The organism is Labilithrix sp. (genome assembly GCA_019637155.1).
Classification (GTDB): Bacteria; Myxococcota_A; Polyangia; order Polyangiales; family Polyangiaceae; genus Labilithrix.
Genome location: JAHBWE010000008.1, coordinates 403,660 through 422,942, shown reverse-complemented (window position 1 = coordinate 422,942; position 19,283 = coordinate 403,660). Strand labels below are relative to the sequence as shown.

Below are 19,283 nucleotides of genomic sequence, written 5' to 3'. Positions count from 1 at the left end.
GACCCTACAGCTTGGGGGTCGCCTGGATGAGCGCCTCGAGCGCGCCCTGAATCCGCCCTCGGATCAGCGCAAATGATTCGAGTCGGTCGCCGGTCCGCTCGTCCATGTAGAGCGCGCGGTTGATCTCGACCATCACAGCCTGCACCTGATCATCTCGTCGATAGAACGTCATCGGCACGAGTGCGTCAGCACGAGGATGCTGTCCTCCCTCACGCGGTACACGATCCGGTAGGTCCGAAGGAACACCTCGCGGATGTCGGTTCGTCCCTTCTCGGGCACGACGCGCCCGGCCATCGGGAGCCGGGCAGCCGCCTCGGCCTTCGCGATGAGCCTGCCTACCCACCGTTCGGCCGCCGCCGGATTGTCCGCCGCGATGTAGTCGTCGATCGCACGTAAGTCGGCGACGGCGCGCTCCGTCCACTCGATCGAAACCGGAACCTTTCGCCTACTTCGTCGCGGTTTCGTCATCTCTTCGAAGTTCGTCTCACCGCCCGGCGCTTCATTTCGGAGACGACGGCGGCATGCGAGACGACGCGACCAGCCGTCTCGTCAGCGAGGCCCGCGTCGATCGCCTCGAGCAGGCCTGCGCGTTCGCGTAGCCGGTCGAACTCCGACGGGGAGACGAGCACGCCGGCGGCCTTCCCGTTCTGCGTGATCACGACCGGCTGCCCCGTGTCGGCGACGCGCTTCAGCCAGCCCGCGGCTTGCGCCTTGAAGTCGCTGACCGGCACGATGTCTTCGGAGATACGGACTGCACGCATGGGTTCGCCTCGGACTGAATATAGACCGCCAGTCGTACGTTCGCCAGTCGGGTCCTCAACCTCGACCAGTGTAGGAACTCGCCAGCTCATGCCGCGCCGAGCGGGCGCTACCCGAGGTCTGACGGCGCGCCGCGTGAGCCCGGCCTGCCTCCGGGCGGCACGGAGGCTTCTGGCGATCGACAGGCGAGCGTGGACGATCGCGTCGGTCGTCACCTCCGCCCTCGAGAGCCGGTCGTATGCGGCGGAGGGGACCGCGACGTACTCGCGTCCAGCGATCGCGAGTCGACCGGCGAACGAGTGCTCTGCCTCGGACAGGTCGCCGTACCGGCGGAAGACGCGCCCGTCCCAGACTCGCGACATGCGGACATCGAACGGCTCGAAGGCGTAGTACCCGCAGTGCTCCGTGAAGGCGCCGATCGACTTGGACCTGTGCTGCACCACGATGGCGTGCGTGAACGTCATCGTGGACCCATCGGCCAAGTCGACGAGGACGTCCCCGTCAAAGTCGACCGCGCGGAGGCCCTCGCGACGCAGCTTGCTCGCGCTGCGCCCTACGTACATCGCGAGCTCGCGTGCGAAGTAGTCCACCAGCTCCGCGCGGTGGGCTCGACTATCAAGGTGACGGCCGCTCATGAGCCTCGAACGTACGGCGTCCTTCGCGCGGTGCAGGGTGAAGCCTTGCGAAGTGCCGGCGTGCGACGCCCCCTGTCGCGACCGTCGCCCCGGGTTCAGCGAAGCGCCTGGCAGGCTTCCATGCTGTAGCGGTCGATGACGTGCTCGGCGATCGAGTAGGGTGGCCCGGAGTCGGGCGCAGCGAGCAGGTCATCGAGGAGCACGGCGCAGACCGTGCGGGTCCCGACGTCGGTGCAGATCCAGACACGATCGCTCATGATGAACGCCTTTCCGATCTCGAACACGATGGTGTCACGGCGCAACCGGGCGAGCGTCGCGTCCTCAGGAACATCCATTCGCGTAGGAGCCAGCGGATGACCACTGGTCGGGCGGCGTTGCGCTCCCGCTTCGCTCGAAGCCACGCGCGCCACGCAGGGTAGGCTGGATCTCCGCGCCGGGGGCCAGGGTTTCCCCATTGAGGGCGGTCGTAGCGGACCTTCTTTCGACGGAGGAATGAGAGCGGGCGATCGATCCAGAACGCGATCTCGAGCAACGCAGTGGCGGATCCGCGCATCGGCGACCCGACGTGGGCGCGGGAAGGTTGGCGCGCCATCGGTGATGGTAGCTGAGGAGGCACGAGCCGCCACCTCTACAGCTTCGGGGTCACGGCCTGGATGATCGCGTCGACCGCGTCCTGAATGCGCCGCTGGATCACCGCAAACGAGTCGAGCCGGTCGCCGGTCCGCTCGTCCATGTAGAGCGCGCGGTTGATCTCGATCATCAGAGCCTGCACGCGAGCATCCCGCCGATAGAACGTCATCGGCACAAGGGCGCCGGCGAACGGTCGGTCGACGTCGACGCTGAAGCCGCGCGTCCTGAACGTAGCGACCGCAAGATCGCGGAGCCCCTTCGGCGTGTGGAAGGCGTCGGTGCCGATGCAGATCTCCGGTCGGTCATCCCGCTGATCGTCTTCGTAGGGCAGCGCACGCGAAGGGAAGCTGTGCGCGTCGACGACGGCGCATGCCCCGTGAACCTCGAGCGCGGCGGCTACGGCGCGCTCCAACGCAGCGTGGTGCGGCTCGTAGAAGCGCGCGAGCAGCCGCGCGCGGTCGTTCGGAGGCGGAGCGCTCCGGAGCGGGCGACCATCGGACGTCGTCGTGTACACCACGCCCATCCCCTTGCTGGACATCGGCTCGCCCGCATCGTCCGCAAATCGCTCCGGATCGACGACGAGGCGGCTCACCGGAAACCGGACGGTCGTAGCGATCTCTCTCGGCAGTGCGAAGATCTCGTCGGTGTACCCGTCCGTCATGGCCACGAGCTCGCGCTCGAGGTCGTCGTCGCCGAGCAGGAAGGACGCACGGACGTCGTCGGGAATGACGACAGACGCATGCGGTACGTGAACGACGATGCGCGGCGCGACCATCCGACCCCTGTTCCTACCCTTCGCCCTCCTACTCGTGGAACACGGCCTCGATGCGATATCCGTCGAGGTCGCGCACGAACGCGGCGTAGTACCCGTCACCGTAGAGCGGACGCGAGCCCGGAGCGCCCTCGTCGGTTGCCCCCGCTGCCAGCGCTGCCGCGTGGAACGCGTGCACGGCCTCTCGGCTCGGCGCCGCGAAGGCGACATGGCAACCTGGTCCGGGCGCCCTCACGTCTGTTCCAGCGGCCAGCGTCGCGAACGCCTCGTCCTTCGTCCCCGGGGTGTTCCAGCCAAGAGCTCGCTCGTGCGTCAAAACGCGCACGTAGCCGAGGGGGGCGAGCACGGCGTCATAGAAGGCACCGGCCTTCGAGAGAGAGGCGACGCCGATCGAGATGTGGTCCAGCATGAGCCTCGAAGCGGGTGTCATCGCGGGCGAGAAGACCCTCCGGAGAGTCGAAGTGGCAGCGCGAGCCGTTCAGGATCGTTCTCAACGGTCTTCTGAACGGACGATAGACTTCCGCGAGAGGCACCACAATGGACGGCAAGAAGTGGAAGATCGTGGGGCTGGAGCAGGCGCTCGATAGCGTGCCCGAGTCCGAGCGAGCCGCGCTCACCGCGGAGATCGAGAGCGCGTTCACCGACTTCGACCCAGACGATCCGCCCGGTGAGCGCGTCATCGAGGTTGCGCCGAACACGCGCACCTGCCCACGATGCGCCGGAGCCCTCGAGGAGCTCGGCCTCGTCCCTGACCCAGCGTCGACAACAACGCGACACGTCATCCTCGAATGCGAGGCGTGTGACGCCATGTTCTGCGAGCGACACGAGGAGCAGTGACCGCCACGCTGGGCCGCCTGGCCCAGATTCCCTTCGGGCGAGGGCCGACGCGCTGGTCGTGATTCGCGACGCTCGATGGTGACGGGCCATGATCGTGGCGGCCGAACCGAGCAAGACCGAGCGAAGGTGCACGCTACACCCGGACCGACATCCTTGGCGCTCCCACGGAACCCCATGCCGGAGCTGGACTGGTTGTATCGGTCGGCGCGGTTGACGAGACCCTACGAACGGCGGCCACGGGAGGATCGGCTGGTTTCATCACTCCATGGCGGAGTACCTCGCGGTCCGGTGGATCGCGGCCCACGCCCTAAGCTCGGAGCAGGTCGAGTCCCTGCTGTTCCATCCCGAAGATCCGACCAAGGTTGTTCCCCAACTTCGCGAGGTCGTGATGTGGCTGGCGGGCATGATACCGGCGCTCGCTCCACGCCTGGCGCAGCTCGATCCGAGTCTCGTCCTCGGTGTCGACGCTCCCACCCTCGCCCCGACCATACGCGCTCTCGCCGTCGACGCCCTCCTCAAGAAGCTTGACGAGCTTGCCGCGCACTTGATGAGCCGCTCGACGGTCTGCCCCTTCCGGGCAAGATCCATCACGCCCTCCTTGTTCCGGCTCTTGAGCAGACGTAGGTGGAGCGCCGTGAAGATCGGCGTTCGAGGTGGGGCGTCGACCAGTTCTCGCGCTCGGCCTCGATCTCGTAGAAGGCGCGCGCCGCCGGGTCGCTCACCGCAAGCAGCGCACGGTAGTGCGTCCACGACAGGCGGTTGGAGAGCCTCTGGCGAATTCTGCACCAGCCTCGTGCAGAATCTTGGTCGCGTCGATCGGCTTCGAATTCTGCACGAGGCTCGTGCGGAATCCTTCGATCCGGATCCACGTTCGCGATCACCTTGCCAGACCGGAGACGAGGAGACCGACTCCGAGGATCCCGAACGCGCACGTCATGACGACGAGGGCGACCCGTGTCGTCCTCACGGCGACCTCGATCTCGGCGCGCGAGGGATCGCGCGGATCGTAGAGGACGCGCGCGGGCTCCCCCACTCTCGGATGAAAGGACGACGTTCCGGACGCGAACACCTTTCGCGTACGCCCCGTAGCGTCTTCGAAAGCGAGGATGATCAGCCCCGAGTCCGAGTCCAGATCGATCATCTCGACGCGCCCCGTCGTCCACGTTCCGATCGCCGCGAGTTGGCGTCGTTTGCCCTCGCGCACGACGAGCGCGACCCCACACGCGCTCGCGATGAGGAGCATCGATGCGCCGAGAAGAACGAGCACCACGGTCTCGAACGTAGCGCCCCCGCTGCATCGAGTCATCGAGGACCACATCCGCGACGACGCTCACCTGAGCGTCGATGTCGCACCGTCCGACGTTCGAGGCGCTAGCGAGGGTTGCCGCCACTACGAGCGGTGTCTTAGCGACACGTCGAGCTTCCGCGCGTGGACGCTCGAGCCGGTGTTCGATGCGGTCGAGGCGTTCTCGTCGGCGGCGTGGCCCCGCGCCGTTCGCGACAGGTACCTCGGCGGTGGTCACGCGAGCGTGAATCGAACCGGAGCGCCGAGAGGGCGCGTGAAGAATCTGTCGCGGGAGTGGGCGCGGAGGAGCGCGACTACGGGGTAGCCGCCGGTGGTGGGGTGGTCGGGGCCGAGGACGACGAGGCCGGAAGGGGTCAGCTCGATTGCGCCTTCGAGCATCGGGGTCGAGGGGCGGGTGCCGGCGTCGGTGTGGAGACCCTCGCCGCCGGTGAGGCGCGTGCCGGAGCGATCGGAGGTCGAGGAGATCGTGAATTCGGTCGTGCACAAGCGATCGAGGAGCGCGGGCGTCGCGTCGGGGCCGGGCAGGAGCGCGAGGTCGCCGCCGTCGTCGTCGCGCGGCGTCGCGCTCATGCCATGGTCGCCATGGTCGCCGCCGGGCATGAGCACGTCGCCGCGGCGGAGCGGGCGGCCGATGCCGGCCGCGAGGAGCGCGCAGCGGCTGCCGTCGGCGATCGGCGCGTCGATGCCGCCTGCGAGCGCGAGGTAGCGCGCGCGGCGATCGCCGCTCGCGAGCGTGAAGCGGTCGCCGTGGCGGAGCGTCGTCGCGTGCGTGTCGTCGGCGACGTCGAGCGTGGCGCCGCGGGCCTCGACCTCGAGCATGCCGGTGAGCTCGATCGCGCACGCCGCCGCCGTGTTGCCCGCGAGCGCGTTGGCGCGCGCGAACGCGCCGCGGACGAGCGGGCCGCCCGGCGGCATCCCCTCGTGCATGCGGCCGGGGCGTCCGGCGTCGACGAAGAGCGCGAGGCCGGCGACGCGCGTGACGACGAGGTGCGGGCCATTCGGGACCGCCGTCGACGCGAGCGTCGTCGGCTCGGGCGGCGCCCCGCGCGCGGGGACGAACGACACCGCGTCGCCGAGCGCGAAGCGCGGCGCGTCGAGCGCGCGCCCGAGGAGGTGCCAACCGCCGGCCGACGCGACGGGGTAGATACCCGTGTAGTCTGCAGCGATCGCGAGGCTCCGCGCCGGCACGCGCGGTCGCGGCGCGCGGCGCGACAGGCGGAGCTCCGGCGGCAGACCGCGGAGGTACGCGAAGCCGGGGAGGAAGCCGAGCATCGAGACGCGGTACTCCGGCTCGCGATGGCGCGCGACGACGTCGCTCGCGTCGACCCCGATCGCGGCCGCGACGGCGGCGAGATCTTCTCCGTCGTAGACGACACGCACGACGTGCCGCGCGGAGGGCGCGGCGGCGCCTTCGTCGATCGGCTCGCCGAGCGCACGCGCGATAGCGGCGGGGTCGACGTCGCCGCGCACGAGCCCCACCTCCTCGCAGAGCACGACGTCCTCGGCTCCCGGCAGCGCGCGCAGCCGCTCGAAGAGCACGCGCCGCGCGCCGATGCTCGCGGGGACGGCGAAGCGCACCGCACGATCACCGAACGGCGCCAGCACGCCGCGCATCGCCCTAGCCTACCCGAGCGCCGCGCGCACCGCGCGGACGATCGCGAGCGACGACGGCGTGTCGGCGTGGCAGCACAGCGTCTCGATCCCACCCGCCGCCACGATCGCCCGGGCGCGCTCGGCCGCGAGCGCGGGCTCCACGATCAACGCGCCCGGCTCGCCGCGCGGGATCATGCTGCCGTCCGCGCGCACGCCGCGGTCCGCGAACGCCTCGCGGAGGTACGGATGACCCGCCGCGCGCGCCGCGCGTTCGAGCTCGCCGCCGCCGAGGCCGACGATCGCGACGGGGCCGAGCGCGCGCGCGATGCCTTTCACGACGGCGTCCGCGACGGCCGCGTCCGCGTGTGCGGCGTGGTAGAGCGCGCCGTGCGGCTTCACGGACGTCGCGTCGTGCACCGCTCTGCACTGCTCCTCGATCTGCCGCGCGAGCAGCTCCGGTTCGACCTCGAGCGCGCGGCGGCCGAAGCCTTCGCGATCGACGTACGACGGATGAGCGCCGACGCGCGTGCCGCTCGCTCGGCAGAGCTCCGTCACGCGGCGGATCGACGCGGCGTCGCCGGCGTGGCCGCCGCATGCGACGTGCACGATGTCCGCGAGCGCATAGAGCTCTGCCGGCTCATCGTCGTGCTCGCCGCCGTCGAGATTGAGCAGCACATTGCAAGGATACCGCATCGGCCTTACGGTCCCCGCCATGACCCGCCGCGCGCTCACCTTCCTGCTGTTCCTCGCAGGCGTCCTCTTCTTCCTCCCGTCGTGCCAGAAGTACGACGAGCTCGTCGAGAAAGATCAGACCGCGCAGATGAAGTGGGCCGACTACGAGGCCACGCTCCAGCGCCGCGCCGATCTCATCCCGAACCTCGTCGCGGTCGTGAAGGGAGCGGCCGACTACGAGAAGTCGACGCTCCAGCAGGTGACCGAGGCGCGCGCCGCCGCGACGCAGGTGAAGCTCAGCGCCGACGACCTCACCGATCCGGCGAAGGTGAAGGCGTTCCAGGACGCGCAGAACACGCTGGGCGGATCGCTCTCCCGCCTCCTCGTCGCGAACGAGAACTACCCGCAGCTCAAGGCGAGCGATCAGTACCGCGACCTCGCGAAGCAGATCGAGGGCTCCGAGAACCGCATCCTCCGCGCGCGCGAGGAGTACAACGCGGCGGTGAAGGACTACAACTCGGAGCTCGGGAAGATCAAAGGCTCCGTCGTGAACAAGGCCACCGGCCAGCCCTTCAAGCCGCGCGTCTACTTCACCGCGTCGGCCGACGTCCACGTCGCGCCGAAGGTCTCGTTCTAGTTTTCCCCTGCGAAGCATGGCTCTGTTAGCCTCCGGCTCGCATGTCGAGTGCGCGTAGCTTTTGGGCCTGGGGGTACGACGAAAAGTTTCCGAACGACGACGTCCGTAAGTCGCTCGCCGGTCGTCTCGCTCAGGTGTTCGGCGCCGAGCCGACGCTCCGACCGCTCCCCGGCATCGCGTCGGCGAAGCTCCCGGAGCCGCGCTATCAACCCCCGGTCGAGCTGAAGGCCTTCGGCACGACCGACGCCCGCGTCCGCGCTTCCCACACCTACGGTCGCGGCTACAAGGACCTCGTCCGCGGCTTCAGCGGCGACTTCTCCGCCGCGCCCGACTGGGTCTTTCACCCGAGCGACGAGGCGCAGCTCGCGCTCCTCTTCCGCTTCTGCGAGGCGGAGTCGATCGCGTTCGTCCCGTACGGCGGCGGCACGAACGTCGTCGGCGCGACGGAGCATCGCGCCTCGGGCCGTCATCGCGGCACCGCGTGCGTGGACATGTCGAAGATGGACAAGGTCCTCGAGATCGACACCACCTCGCGCTCCGCGCGCATCCAGGCGGGCGCGACGGGCCCGCGCATCTCGCTCCAGCTCGCGGCGCAAGGCCTCACGCTGCGGCACTACCCGCAGAGCTTCGAGCTCTCCACCCTCGGCGGCTGGATCGCGACGCGCGCGGGCGGGCACTACGCGACGCTCTACACGCACATCGACGACCTCGTCCAAGCGCTCCGCGTCCTCACGCCGGCGGGCGTCCTCGAGACGCGCCGCGTCCCCGCGTCCGGCGCCGGCCCCGCGCCGGAGCGCCTCTTCCTCGGATCGGAGGGTGTGCTCGGCGTCATCACGGAGGCGTGGGTCCGCGTGCAGCCGCGCCCGCGCTGGCGCGCCTCCGCGAGCGTGCACTTCGATCGCTTCGCCGACGGCATCGCGGCGACGCGCGCGCTCTCGCAGTCGGGCCTCTACCCCTCGAACTGCCGCCTCCTCGACGAGAAGGAGGCGATGCTCCATCGCGTCACGAAGGACGGCAAGGCGGTCCTCCTCCTCGCGTTCGAGTCGGCGGATCACCCCGTCGAGCCGTGGATGGAGCGCGCGCTCTCGATCGCGACCGACCTCAACGGCAACTGCGAGGAGGAGCCGAAGTACTTCATCGACGCGACGTACTCGATGCGTCCGGGCGCGAGCCAGGCGCCGCCGCCCTCGGTCCCACCCGCGAGCGAGCTCCCGGACATGAGTCACGAGGCGACCGACGCGGCGACGTGGAAGCGCTCGTTCTTCGACGCGCCGTACATGCAGAGCGCGCTCGTGAGCCTCGGCGTGGTCTGCGACACGTTCGAAACGGCGTGCACGTGGGAGAAGTTCCCGGCGCTCCACGCGGCGGTGACGAGCGCGGTGGAGAAGGCGATGCAGGAGGTCTGCGGCGGCGGCATCATCACGTGCCGCTTCACGCACGTCTATCCGGACGGCCCCGCGCCCTACTACACGTTCATCGCGCCCGGCCGCGCCGACGCGGAGATCGAGCAGTGGACGGCGATCAAGGCGGCGGCGATGGAAGCGATCCTCGCGAACGGCGGCACGGTCACGCATCACCACGCCGTCGGCCGCACGCACCGCCCCTGGTACGAGAAGGAGCGGCCCGCGCTCTTCGAGTCCACCCTCCTCGCCGCGAAGGACAAGCTCGATCCGCAGGGCATCCTGAACCCAGGCTGCCTCCTCCCCGCGAAGGGGTGATCGACTACTTGAACTCGAGGGTCAGCGTCGTCGACGTGGCGCCGCGGCGGGCGACGCGGAGCGACGTCGACGGGTTGGACTTCGCCGCGGTGAGGGTCTCGGTCGTCGGCGGCTTGTCGTCGATCGCCTCGAGGCGGTCGCCGTTCTCGAGACCGAGCTTGCCGAGGAGGCCGTCGGGGCGCACGCCGAAGATCCGGATCGCGTCGCCGCCGTCCGCGCGCAAGGCGTCGAGCGTGCGCCCGAGCTCGTCGAGGACCGCGGCGCGCCCCGCCACCGGAAGCTCCCGCGCCGTCGGCGACACGACCCGCAGCTTCGCGAGCGCCTCGTCGGCCGTCATCGTCGCCGCCTCCGGCGTGGCCGCGGCTTCGCCCGCGCTGGCCGCCGGCGGCGGCGCGGACGACACGGGCGCGACCGGCTCCGGCGAAGGGGAGCAACCAGCGACGACGGCGAGGAGGGCGAGGCGATACGCACGAACCATCGCCCGCGACTCTATCGCACCGCGCGCCGAAATGGCGAAGAGCCGCCGGCCTCGTGGGCCGCGGCTCTCGCGTACGTGCTGCGAAGTGGATCAGAAGTCTTGCGGCGTCGGGACGGCGTCGCAGGCGGGCACCGGGCGGCCGTAGTAGTCGTTGGCCTTCGGGGTCGAGAGGGGGAGGGTGAGGGCCGGCGCGTCGAGGGCCTTGATGTCCTTCGCCGCGATGCCGCCGTACGAGATCGCGTAGACGGTGCTGTCGAGGAAGACGCCGCGGCGGACCGAGGGGCCGTAGTAGCCGCCGCAGTAGCCGTTCTGGCGGTCCTTCACGAGCGTGCTCGCGTCGATCGCGCCGAGCTTCTTGATCCCCGACGCCGTGTTCACGTGGAAGATCTCCAGCGTGCTCTTCATGCCGCCGTAGGGGTCGTTCGGGTCGTAGCCGTAGCTGTAGAACGGGAGCGCGAGGTAGCCCGTGCCGTCCGCCTGCGGGAAGTAGGTGAACGCCTTGTGGTCGTGCTCCGCGTCGCTCGAGCCGTACTCGCTCCCGGTGTACGTGAGCTCCCAAGCGGTGCGCGGGTTCGCGCCGTCGGTCACGTCGAAGATCTTGAGCTGCAGCGCCTGCACGCGGCCCTCGGGGCTCGCGTCGCGCCCGATCGTGAGGAGGTGCGTCGAGCCGAGCGGGTGCATGTACGTCGAGAAGCCGGGGATCGTGAGCTCACCGAGCTTGTTCGGCTTCGACGGGTTCGAGAGATCGAAGACGAAGAGCGGGTCGACCTGGCGGAACGTGACGACGTAGCCGCGGTGCTCGACGAAGCGGACGCTGTAGATCTGCTCGTTCGGAGCGAGGTCGCCGCCGTCGCCGATCGTCTCGAGCCAGGGGCCCTTCTGCTCGAGCGTGAAGAGGTGGTTCACCATCGCCGGGCGCGCCGGCGGCGGCGAGCCCTTCGGGATGACGCTGCCGTCGGCGTGCGCGTAGCGGCCGTCCGCCGTGACGTACGTGCGCTGCTCGTGCGACGCGAGGCGGAGGATGCCGTCCTTGTCGTCGAGCGAGAACTGGTCCTTCACCGTGCCGCGGACCGTGCCCGACGCGACGTAGTTCGCGAACTTCGCGTCCGACTGGAACTCGAATTTGTGCACGTGGGTGTTGCTCTGCGAGTACGGGAAGGCCTGCGGCGCCGCCTGGTCGGTGCGCGGACGCAGCGTCTTCGTCCCGATGCCGCCGGGCGTGGGCTGCGGCGGCGTCGGCGCGGGCGCGGGCTCGATCGTGTCGCCGCCGGCGTTGCCCGGGTTGCCCGGGCTGCCGCTGCCGCCGCTGCTGCTGCCGCTCCAGCCGTCGGTCCCGCCGCCGATCGCGACGTCGCCGTCGTCGTACCACGCGAACGGGAGCTCGACCCACGCGTGCGCCGCGAGGTACATCGTGTCCGCGTTGCCGTAGACCGTGTCGGCGCGGCCGAGGATGGCGGTCGCGCGCGGCGTGCCCGCCGGATCGTTCAGGTCGAAGGTCGAGACCTCGGTGATGCCGCTCTCGGTGGAGCCCACCGTCGGGACGTAGAAGTCCTCGCACGCCGTCGTGTTCGCGGAGACCGCGTCGCCGTTCTTCACGAAGGTGTAGGGAAGCCAGTCGCCGATGACGCTCGCGTCGATGATGCCGTGGTTCGTCGCGCGGAGCTTCTCGATCGCCGCGATCATGTCGGCGCCGGTCTTCGGCGACGGGTCCTGCGTCGGGATCTCGCCGTTGCCCTTGATGTCGCCGCCCGTGTTCGGATCGTACGGCGGCGACGTCGGCTGCGGGAGGATGTCGTAGACGCTGTGCTTCAGCGGCGGGCCGTAGTTGTAGCCCTGGAACACGGTGCGGACGCTCGAGCCGACGCGGCGCGAGTCGAGGTAGCCGCCCTCGTAGTAGGACTCGCGCGCGAGGACCGGCGTCGTGCCCTGGAGGTTCAGCACCGTGATCTTCGTGAGCGGGATGTAGACCTCGGGCGTCTCGGGCGAGCCGGGATCGCCGGGGTAGGGGCGCGCGGCGTCCGTCGACGCCGAGGAGCCGCCGCCATAGTAGCCGAACTCGTTGTACTGTGCACGCTTTGCGACGCCCGCCGCGGCGAAGACCTTCGCGCCGTTGACCTGCGAGTAGACGACGACCTTGCCGTCGGCGACGAACATCTCCGTCGGCGAGCCCTCGATGTCGAACGTGCCCGCGTCCTTCATCTCGGTCGCGGGGAACGCCTGCACGACCTTGAACTGGCTCCCGTGCAGGATGTAGAGGTTCTTGCCGTCGTTCTTGACGATGTCCGCCTCGTCGACGCCCTTCACCTGCGTGTTCGTCTCCGAGTAGCTGGAGGCGCCGGGGCTCTCGGCCTTGGCGTCGCCGGCGGAGTTGGACATGCTGCCGGAGGAGCCCGACGAGGACGAGGTCGACGACGACGACGAGCCGGGCGCACCCGCGGCCGGCGGCGGCGCGCCGCCGGAGGTGGGAGCCGACTCGGCGCGGCCCATGTCGTCGGTCCCGCCGAAGCTCACGCCGCCGCGCATCGGGTAGCCGTAGCCGCCGTAGTAGGCGCACTGCGAGTCCGGGTAGCGCTTCTGGCACTCGCGGATGCCGCGGATGGAGTAATCGAGCGCCTTGTCGAGCTTGTACTTCGCGTCCGCCTTCAGGTCGGAGAGGAGGTCGGTGCAGTTCTGCGCGCGGTGGAGGCTCGCGCGGATCGTGCCGGTGTTGGTCGATCCGTTCGATCCCCCTCCACCGCAGCCGACGGCGGCGGCGGACGTGATGGCGGCGAGAACGACGAAGGCGGTCTTGATCGTCATGCGCGGCATTGGAGCAAGCCGCGGTCCATTCCGCTAGAGCGCATAAGTGTTGGTATGTACGGAACAAAATTTTGCGGCACACAACTCGTCCCGGACACGCGGATCGGGGTGTGCCAGGTGGTGGCACAGCTCGCGGTCCGTGCTTTTCAAGCCGACTTTTTCTCCATGATTGCTAAGACCTTCGCGTGCGTCCCACCGCCGAGCAGCTCGCTCCTCTCAGCCGGCTCGAACGCGCCACGTTCGAGCTCGCCGACTTCTTCGCGCGTCCGGCGCTGACGCCGATCTCGGCGACGTGGAACAGCGCGTTCATGGGCGCGCTCATCTACTCGTGCGGCGGGCGCCGCTTCCACGTGCACGGCCTCGAGATCCTCCAGCAGTACGGCAAGAAGGACAGCGTCCTCCTCGTCGCCAACCACCGCTCGTTCTTCGACTTCTTCACCATCACCGCGCTCTGTTACTGGCGGACCAACCTCACGAAGCGGATCTTCTTCCCCGTTCGGCAGAAGTTCTTCTACGACCACCCCGCCGGCCCGCTCGTGAACGCGGTGATGAGCGGGATGCGCATGTTCCCGCCGGTGATGCGCGAGAAGGAGAAGAAGGGCTTCAACCAGTACTCGGTGGAGCGCTGCATCGAGGAGCTGAACCGCACGGACATCGGCACCGTGCTCGGCATCCATCCCGAGGGCACGCGCAACAAGAACGACGATCCGTACACGTTCCTCCCCGCGCAGCCCGGCGTCGGACGCATCGCCCTCGGCGCGACGCGCGCGAAGGTGATCCCTGTCTTCGCGCTCGGGATGGGCCAGAGCATCCTCGGCGAGATGAAGATGAACGCCCTCACGCCGAAGGAGCACCCCGTCGACGTGTACTTCGGTCCGCCGGTGGACGTGAGCGATCTCCGCGCGCGCACGAATTCGATCACGATGCAGAAGCGCGCGGCCGATCGCTGCCTCGACGCGGTGAAGGCGCTCGCGGAGAAGCAGCGCCGCGCGGCGGCGATCCGCGACGGTCGCGATCCCGACGCGGAGCCGTCGGTCTCCGAGCGCGCATTGTCGCGCCGCTCGCCCGAAAGCATGCAACCCTCGGCGGATGTCTGAGCCCACCGCGGCGTCCAAGAAGAAGAAGAGCGGTCTCAGCGGTACGCCGCTCATCTTCGTGGCGCTGCTCCTCGGCGTCGTCGTCGGCGGCCTCTTCCCCGAGCACGATCACCCGATCGCCTTCCACCTCTTCCAGTTCTTCTCGAAGGCGTTCATCGCGCTCATCAAGGGCATCATCGTCCCGATCCTCGTCGCGACGATCATCACCGGCATCGCGCAGACCGGCGACCTCAAGGCGGTCGGCCGCATGGGCGCGAAGTCGCTCCTCTACTTCGAGATCGTCACCACCATCGCGCTCGTGGTCGGCCTCTTCATCGGGAACACGCTGAAGCCGGGCGAAGGTCTCCCGCTCGTCCAGGACGCGCACGCGACGCTGCAGAAGCCGAAGGACGGCTGGGAGATCGCGATGCACGCGTTCCCCTCGAGCCTCGTGAAGCACGCGGCGGAGGGAGACATCCTCCCCGTCGTCATCTTCTCCGCGCTCTTCGGCGTCGCGCTCATCCGCGTCGGGGTGAGGGAGGGCGAACGCGGCGCGCCGGTCCTGCGCTTCTTCGAAGGCGTCGGGCACGTGATGTTCAAGTACACCGAGATGATCATGAAGCTCACGCCCCTCGGGGTGTTCGGCGCGATGGCGTACAACGTGAGCCACATGGCGTCGGGCACGCCGGGCGGAGCGAAGGGCTGGCCCGCCGTCTTCGACCTGCTCAAGCACTACAGCGTGCTCGTCGGCAGCCTCTACCTCTCGCTCGCGCTGCTCCTCGTCCTCGTCTTCATCCCGGTGCTCTTGATATGCCGCATCCCCGTCCGCGGCTTCTTCCAGCACGTCCGCGAGCCCGCGACGATCGCGTACGGCGCCGCGTCGAGCGAAGCGGCGCTGCCGCTCCTCCTCGAGCAGATGGAGAAGTTCGGGGTCCCGCGCCGCGTCGCGAGCTTCGTCATCCCCACCGGCTACTCGTTCAACCTCGACGGCTCGACGCTCTATCTCGTGCTCGCGTCGCTCACGATCGCGCAAGCGGCGCACATCGACATGCCGCTCGGCACGCAGATCATGATGGCGCTCACGTTCATGCTGACGTCGAAGGGCGTCGCCGGCGTCCCACGCGCGACGCTCGTGATCATCGCGGGCACGTGCGCGAGCTTCAACCTCCCCGGCGAAGCCGGCGTCGCGATGATCCTCGCCGTGGACGAGATCATGGACATGGCCCGAAGCGCCCTGAACCTCACCGGCAACGGCCTCGCCGCCTGCGTCGTCGCCCGCTGGGAGGGCGTGTTCGGAGAGAAGGATCCCGCGCCGGCGCCGGCTACTCCGTGACGCTCGAGCCGAGGACGCACACGGCGTTCTCGCAGCGATAGCCCTCACAGCACGCCTGCCCCTTCTTCCTGTTCGGTTCCTCCACGCACGCCTGGCCGCCGATCGCGCAGAGCTCGCAGCTCCCGTTAGGACCGAGGGGACGCGCCACGCAAAGCGCGCCGAGGCAGCACGTGCAGCTAGCGCTCTCGGGCACCAGCCCCGGGTACTCGCAGCCGGCCTCTTTCACCGGCACGCACTCGCCGCTCGGGGGTCCGCCGTCGACGCCGTCGCGCGATCGCTTGCAGACGCCCGACGCGCATTGCCACGTCACGTCGCACGGCTGCCCGTCGGCGAGCCGCGGGCTGCAGCTGCCGTCGGGGAAACAAAGGCCTCTGGAGCATTCGCTTCCGGGCGGCAAGACCTCGCACTCCGCCACGCCACCGAGCGCCGCGTCATCTCCCGGCGCGGGTCCGCCGTCCGCGGTCGCGTTCCCGGCGTTGCTCGTGTCTACCGGCGGCGGATCGTTGCCGGTGTCGAGGAAGGTGCCGCAAGCCGCGATACCGAGGACCACGAGCACGGCGGTGATGTGCCGAAGGCCTCCTCGCATCGTCTTCGAGCGTACCGTAAGATCAGGGCTATGGCTTTGCGCTCCGTTGCCCTTCATCTCTCGCTCGCCGCGGCTCTCCTCGCCTCCGTCATGTTCGCGTGCACGAAGACGGAGACCACGTACGTCGATGAAGACGACGACGATGACGACACCACCGTCGACTCCGGCTCGGGGAAGCCGCCTGCGGACTCCGGGCTCGGCATCCTCGGCTTCAAGCCGGAGGTCATGTACTCGGGGTTCGACGGCGAGCACACGTACATGGTGCCGTTCGCGGTCTACGACGCGGACGACGATCTCACCGTGACCGCGTCGCCGGCCGCGTCCGTCTCGTTCGAGAAGGTGGAGCTGAGGAACCCGGTGACGGAGAACGGCACCGACCTCGGCAGGTACTACATGGTGACGGTGAAGGCGCCGGGTGAGGTCACCTTCACCGCGAAGTCGAAGAACCGGACCGCGACCGGCGTGCTCAACGTCGCGACGTACACGCCGGCGGCGTGGGCGGCCGGCAAGGCGCGCTACGAGAACGGCATCGCGGGGGACGCGAAGAACCCGCCGTGCACGGACTGCCACCAGAACGGGCAGGACATCGACCACTCGCCCGCCGCGCTCGCGACCGTCACCGACGAGAAGATCGGCTTCACGATCTCGACCGGTCTCTCGACCAACAACCGCCCGATCGACGTCGACGAGACGAGGTACCCCGACGGCCACAAGTGGAAGACGAAGGACGCGGAGGAGCAGGCTGCGGTCGTGACGTACCTCCGCGGTCTCGAGCCGCGCGGCTTCCGAAAATAAGGCTGAGATCGATCGCGCCGACCCTTGCGCGAGGGCACGGATCTCGTGTGAGATCCCGGCCCCATCATGCAGAAGCCGATTCGTCGCACGGCCGTCATCGGGGCCGGGGTCATGGGCAGCGGTATCGCCGCTCACTTCGCCAACGCCGGGCTCGAGGTCCTCCTCCTCGACATCGTCCCGCCCAACCTGTCCGACGCCGACAAGAAGAACCCGGCGAAGCGCAACGGCTTCGCCGCGGGCGGCCTCGAGAAGGCGCTCAAGGCCAAGCCGGCGGCCTTCTATCACAAGGACGCCGCGCGCCTCATCACGGTCGGCAACACCGAAGACGACTTCGACAAGCTGAAGGACGTCGACCTCGTCATCGAGGCGATCATCGAGAAGATGGACGCGAAGCAGGCCCTCCTCGCGCGCCTCGAGAAGGTCGTGCCGGAGCACTGCATCGTCGCCTCCAACACGTCCGGCCTCCAGATCGCGGAGATGACGAAGTCCTCCTCCGCCAACCTGAAGAAGCACTTCGTCGTCCTGCACTTCTTCAACCCGGTCCGCTACATGAAGCTCCTCGAGATCGTCCCCGGCCCGGAGACCGATCCCGAGGTCCTCGCGCACGTCGAGCGCTTCGCCCAGGACACGTTGGGCAAGGGCGTCGTGTTCGGCAAGGACACGCCGAACTTCATCGGCAACCGCATCGGAACGCACGCGATGATGGCGACGATCCATCAGATGCTCGCCGACGGCCTCGCCCCCGAGGACGTCGACAACATCACCGGCACCCCGATGGGCCACCCGAAGAGCGCGAGCTTCCGCACCGGCGACCTCGTCGGCCTCGACACCTTCGTCCACGTCGCGGACAACTGCTACACGTCGCTCACGAAGGACGAAGACCGCGAGGTCTTCAAGATGCCCGACTACGTGAAGACGATGGTCGAGAGGAAGCTCCTCGGCGACAAGACGAAGGGCGGCTTCTACAAGCGGATGCCCGACAAGAGCATCATGACGTTCGACCCGAAGACGCTCGAATACCGTCCCAAGGCCGGCGACGAGGGCATCAAGGCGACGACGAAGACCCTCGCCAAGGTCGAAGACGTCAAAGAGCGCGTGAAGAAGCTCGTCGCCGATCAGGGCAAAGCCGGTGACTTCGCGCGCAAGGTCCTTTATCGCTCACTCGCCTATTCCGCGCGCCGCATCGGCGAAATCTCGGACTCCGTCGCCGCGGTCGACGACGCGATGAAGTGGGGATACGCCTGGGAGCTCGGCCCCTTCGAGACCTGGGACGCGCTCGGCCTCAAGGAGACGGCGGAGGCCATCGAAAAAGCGGGCCACAAGCTCCCCGAGTCGGTCCACAAGATGATCGCCAATGGCGTCACCTCTTGGTACCAGGACGGCAAAGAGGCGAGCCTCGCAAAAGGCAATTACGTCGAGCGCAAGCAGGACCCGCGCTACGTCACGCTCCCCAAAGCCCGAAGAGGCGACAAGCCGGTCCTCAAGAACGACGGCGCGGAGGCGTGGGACCTCGGCGACGGCGTGCTCGGCCTCACCTTCAAGACGAAGGCGAACAGCATCGACCCCGACGTCATCCAGATGATCGGCAAAGCGGTCGCCGAGGCGGAGACGAACTACCGCGCGCTGCTCGTCGCGAACGAGGGCGATCACTTCTGCGTCGGCGCCAACCTGCTCCTCGTCGTGATGAGCGCGAGCCAGCAGCAGTGGGAGCCGATCAAGGAGATGGTGAAGGGCTACCAGTACGCGACGCAGAAGATGAAGTACGCGCGCGTCCCGGTCGTCGCCGCTCCCTACGGCATGACGCTGGGCGGCGGCCTCGAGCTCTGCATGGGCGCGGGCCACGTGCAGGCGGCGGCGGAGACGTACTCGGGCCTCGTCGAGGTCGGCGTCGGCCTCATCCCGGGCGGCGCGGGCACGATGAACATGCTGTGGCGCGCGCTCGAGGGGATCCCGGAGGGCACGAACGTCTCCACCTACGAGTACGTGACGCAGACGTTCAAGAACATCGCCCTCGCGAAGGTCGCCACCTCCGCCGAGGAGGCGAAGGCGCTCGGCTACTTCCGCAAGACCGACGGCGTCTCCTTCGACCGCGCCCGCCAAGTCTATGAGGCCAAGAAGCGCGCGATCGGCCTCGCGGAGTCGGGCTACCACCCGCCGACGCCGAAGGCCTACCGCCTCCCGGGCGAGAGCGGCATCGCGACGCTCGGCATGATGGTCGACACCCTCGTCGCCGGCGGCTACGCGAGCGAGCACGACGCCAAGATCGCGCGCAAGCTCGCCCACGTCCTCTGCGGCGGCATCGGCGGCGCCACGCGGGAGGTCACGGAAGACGAGATCCTCGAGCTCGAGCGCGAGGCCTTCGTGAGCCTCTGCGGCGAACCCAAGAGCCTCGAGCGCATGCAGTACATGCTGATGAACAATAAACCGTTGCGCAATTGACGCTCACCGCCGCCCGGCGCGTGAAGGCTCTCGTCGCGAGCCTCTGTTTCTCGTCGTGCTCGACTCCGCCGGCGGTGACGCCTTGGCCGGAAGCCGGCGCTTGTGTGTTTCCGCCGGTTTACCCGGCGGAGGGCGCGACCGCCACGCAATGCTGCCATCCGGCTTCGTCGGTTACCGTCTGCCTCGAGACGAAGAGCCTGATTCATCACCACGCGACT

Annotated in this window: 21 protein-coding genes; 7 read left to right on the top strand and 14 right to left on the bottom strand. The window is 68.8% G+C overall.

Going from position 1 to position 19,283, the window contains the following annotated elements; translation table 11 throughout:
* Window positions 1–4 precede the first annotated feature (4 nt).
* The 6 genes from KF837_19615 to KF837_19590 form a co-directional block, all read right to left on the bottom strand.
* Entirely contained in the window at window positions 5–178 is a 174-nt protein-coding gene (locus KF837_19615; protein ID MBX3229537.1) for a hypothetical protein, read from the bottom strand.
* Window positions 169–468: a type II toxin-antitoxin system RelE/ParE family toxin gene (locus KF837_19610; GenBank protein MBX3229536.1), complete on the bottom strand. Its 300-nt coding sequence runs from the start codon at window positions 466–468 to the stop codon at window positions 169–171. Before KF837_19610 ends, KF837_19615 begins: the two co-directional genes overlap by 10 nt.
* Window positions 465–1,394, bottom strand: a complete 930-nt coding sequence (locus KF837_19605; GenBank protein MBX3229535.1) for a type II toxin-antitoxin system Phd/YefM family antitoxin — start codon at window positions 1,392–1,394, stop codon at window positions 465–467. Before KF837_19605 ends, KF837_19610 begins: the two co-directional genes overlap by 4 nt.
* A gap of 95 nt (window positions 1,395–1,489) precedes the next feature.
* The gene (locus KF837_19600) at window positions 1,490–1,696 is read right to left on the bottom strand and encodes a hypothetical protein (protein ID MBX3229534.1); all 207 of its coding nucleotides are present in this window, start codon (window positions 1,694–1,696) and stop codon (window positions 1,490–1,492) included.
* A 326-nt stretch (window positions 1,697–2,022) separates the two neighbouring features.
* Window positions 2,023–2,799 carry an N-formylglutamate amidohydrolase gene (locus KF837_19595; protein MBX3229533.1) on the bottom strand — a complete coding sequence of 259 codons (777 nt, stop codon included), beginning with the start codon at window positions 2,797–2,799 and terminating at the stop codon, window positions 2,023–2,025.
* 28 nt (window positions 2,800–2,827) lie between these two features.
* A complete protein-coding gene (locus KF837_19590) occupies window positions 2,828–3,226 on the bottom strand; it encodes a VOC family protein (GenBank protein MBX3229532.1) in 399 nt (132 codons plus the stop codon).
* 107 nt (window positions 3,227–3,333) lie between these two features.
* Here KF837_19590 and KF837_19585 point away from each other — a divergent pair, with 107 nt between their 5' ends.
* Window positions 3,334–3,633 carry a hypothetical protein gene (locus KF837_19585; GenBank protein MBX3229531.1) on the top strand — a complete coding sequence of 100 codons (300 nt, stop codon included), beginning with the start codon at window positions 3,334–3,336 and terminating at the stop codon, window positions 3,631–3,633.
* Window positions 3,634–3,940: 307 nt separating this feature from the next.
* On the opposite strand, the gene KF837_19580 is transcribed toward KF837_19585, so the two are convergent.
* The 5 genes from KF837_19580 to KF837_19560 all read right to left on the bottom strand — a co-directional run bounded on the left by KF837_19580 (window position 3,941) and on the right by KF837_19560 (window position 7,207).
* Window positions 3,941–4,177 carry a hypothetical protein gene (locus KF837_19580; protein ID MBX3229530.1) on the bottom strand — a complete coding sequence of 79 codons (237 nt, stop codon included), beginning with the start codon at window positions 4,175–4,177 and terminating at the stop codon, window positions 3,941–3,943.
* 43 nt (window positions 4,178–4,220) lie between these two features.
* The gene (locus KF837_19575; GenBank protein ID MBX3229529.1) at window positions 4,221–4,514 is read right to left on the bottom strand and encodes a hypothetical protein; all 294 of its coding nucleotides are present in this window, start codon (window positions 4,512–4,514) and stop codon (window positions 4,221–4,223) included.
* A complete protein-coding gene (locus KF837_19570; protein MBX3229528.1) occupies window positions 4,511–4,903 on the bottom strand; it encodes a DUF3592 domain-containing protein in 393 nt (130 codons plus the stop codon). The genes KF837_19575 and KF837_19570 overlap by 4 nt, the downstream gene beginning before the upstream one ends.
* A 249-nt stretch (window positions 4,904–5,152) precedes the next feature.
* Window positions 5,153–6,553 (bottom strand): carboxyltransferase domain-containing protein, encoded by a 1,401-nt coding sequence (locus KF837_19565; protein ID MBX3229527.1) that lies wholly within the window; start codon window positions 6,551–6,553, stop codon window positions 5,153–5,155.
* A gap of 9 nt (window positions 6,554–6,562) precedes the next feature.
* A complete protein-coding gene (locus KF837_19560) occupies window positions 6,563–7,207 on the bottom strand; it encodes a LamB/YcsF family protein (GenBank protein ID MBX3229526.1) in 645 nt (214 codons plus the stop codon).
* A gap of 37 nt (window positions 7,208–7,244) precedes the next feature.
* Here KF837_19560 and KF837_19555 point away from each other — a divergent pair, with 37 nt between their 5' ends.
* Entirely contained in the window at window positions 7,245–7,841 is a 597-nt protein-coding gene (locus KF837_19555; protein MBX3229525.1) for a LemA family protein, read from the top strand.
* 41 nt (window positions 7,842–7,882) lie between these two features.
* Complete coding sequence (locus KF837_19550) at window positions 7,883–9,559, top strand: FAD-binding oxidoreductase (protein MBX3229524.1); 1,677 nt, start codon at window positions 7,883–7,885, stop codon at window positions 9,557–9,559.
* A 4-nt stretch (window positions 9,560–9,563) separates the two neighbouring features.
* Here KF837_19550 and KF837_19545 read toward each other — a convergent pair whose 3' ends face one another.
* Both KF837_19545 and KF837_19540 read right to left on the bottom strand, forming a co-directional pair.
* Window positions 9,564–10,037 (bottom strand): hypothetical protein, encoded by a 474-nt coding sequence (locus KF837_19545; protein ID MBX3229523.1) that lies wholly within the window; start codon window positions 10,035–10,037, stop codon window positions 9,564–9,566.
* A 90-nt stretch (window positions 10,038–10,127) separates the two neighbouring features.
* Window positions 10,128–12,836 carry a beta-propeller domain-containing protein gene (locus KF837_19540; protein ID MBX3229522.1) on the bottom strand — a complete coding sequence of 903 codons (2,709 nt, stop codon included), beginning with the start codon at window positions 12,834–12,836 and terminating at the stop codon, window positions 10,128–10,130.
* 185 nt (window positions 12,837–13,021) lie between these two features.
* On the opposite strand from KF837_19540, the gene KF837_19535 reads away from it, so the two are divergent.
* Window positions 13,022–13,933 carry a 1-acyl-sn-glycerol-3-phosphate acyltransferase gene (locus KF837_19535; protein MBX3229521.1) on the top strand — a complete coding sequence of 304 codons (912 nt, stop codon included), beginning with the start codon at window positions 13,022–13,024 and terminating at the stop codon, window positions 13,931–13,933.
* Window positions 13,926–15,245, top strand: a complete 1,320-nt coding sequence (locus KF837_19530) for a cation:dicarboxylase symporter family transporter (protein MBX3229520.1) — start codon at window positions 13,926–13,928, stop codon at window positions 15,243–15,245. Before KF837_19535 ends, KF837_19530 begins: the two co-directional genes overlap by 8 nt.
* On the opposite strand, the gene KF837_19525 is transcribed toward KF837_19530, so the two are convergent.
* Window positions 15,235–15,831: a hypothetical protein gene (locus tag KF837_19525; protein ID MBX3229519.1), complete on the bottom strand. Its 597-nt coding sequence runs from the start codon at window positions 15,829–15,831 to the stop codon at window positions 15,235–15,237. The two genes, KF837_19530 and KF837_19525, sit on opposite strands and share 11 nt — an antisense overlap.
* Before the next feature lie 30 nt (window positions 15,832–15,861).
* Here KF837_19525 and KF837_19520 point away from each other — a divergent pair, with 30 nt between their 5' ends.
* Together KF837_19520 and KF837_19515 are read left to right on the top strand one after the other, a co-directional pair.
* Entirely contained in the window at window positions 15,862–16,626 is a 765-nt protein-coding gene (locus KF837_19520; GenBank protein MBX3229518.1) for a hypothetical protein, read from the top strand.
* Window positions 16,627–16,692: 66 nt separating this feature from the next.
* Window positions 16,693–19,065 (top strand): 3-hydroxyacyl-CoA dehydrogenase/enoyl-CoA hydratase family protein, encoded by a 2,373-nt coding sequence (locus KF837_19515; protein MBX3229517.1) that lies wholly within the window; start codon window positions 16,693–16,695, stop codon window positions 19,063–19,065.
* Window positions 19,066–19,283 lie beyond the last annotated feature (218 nt).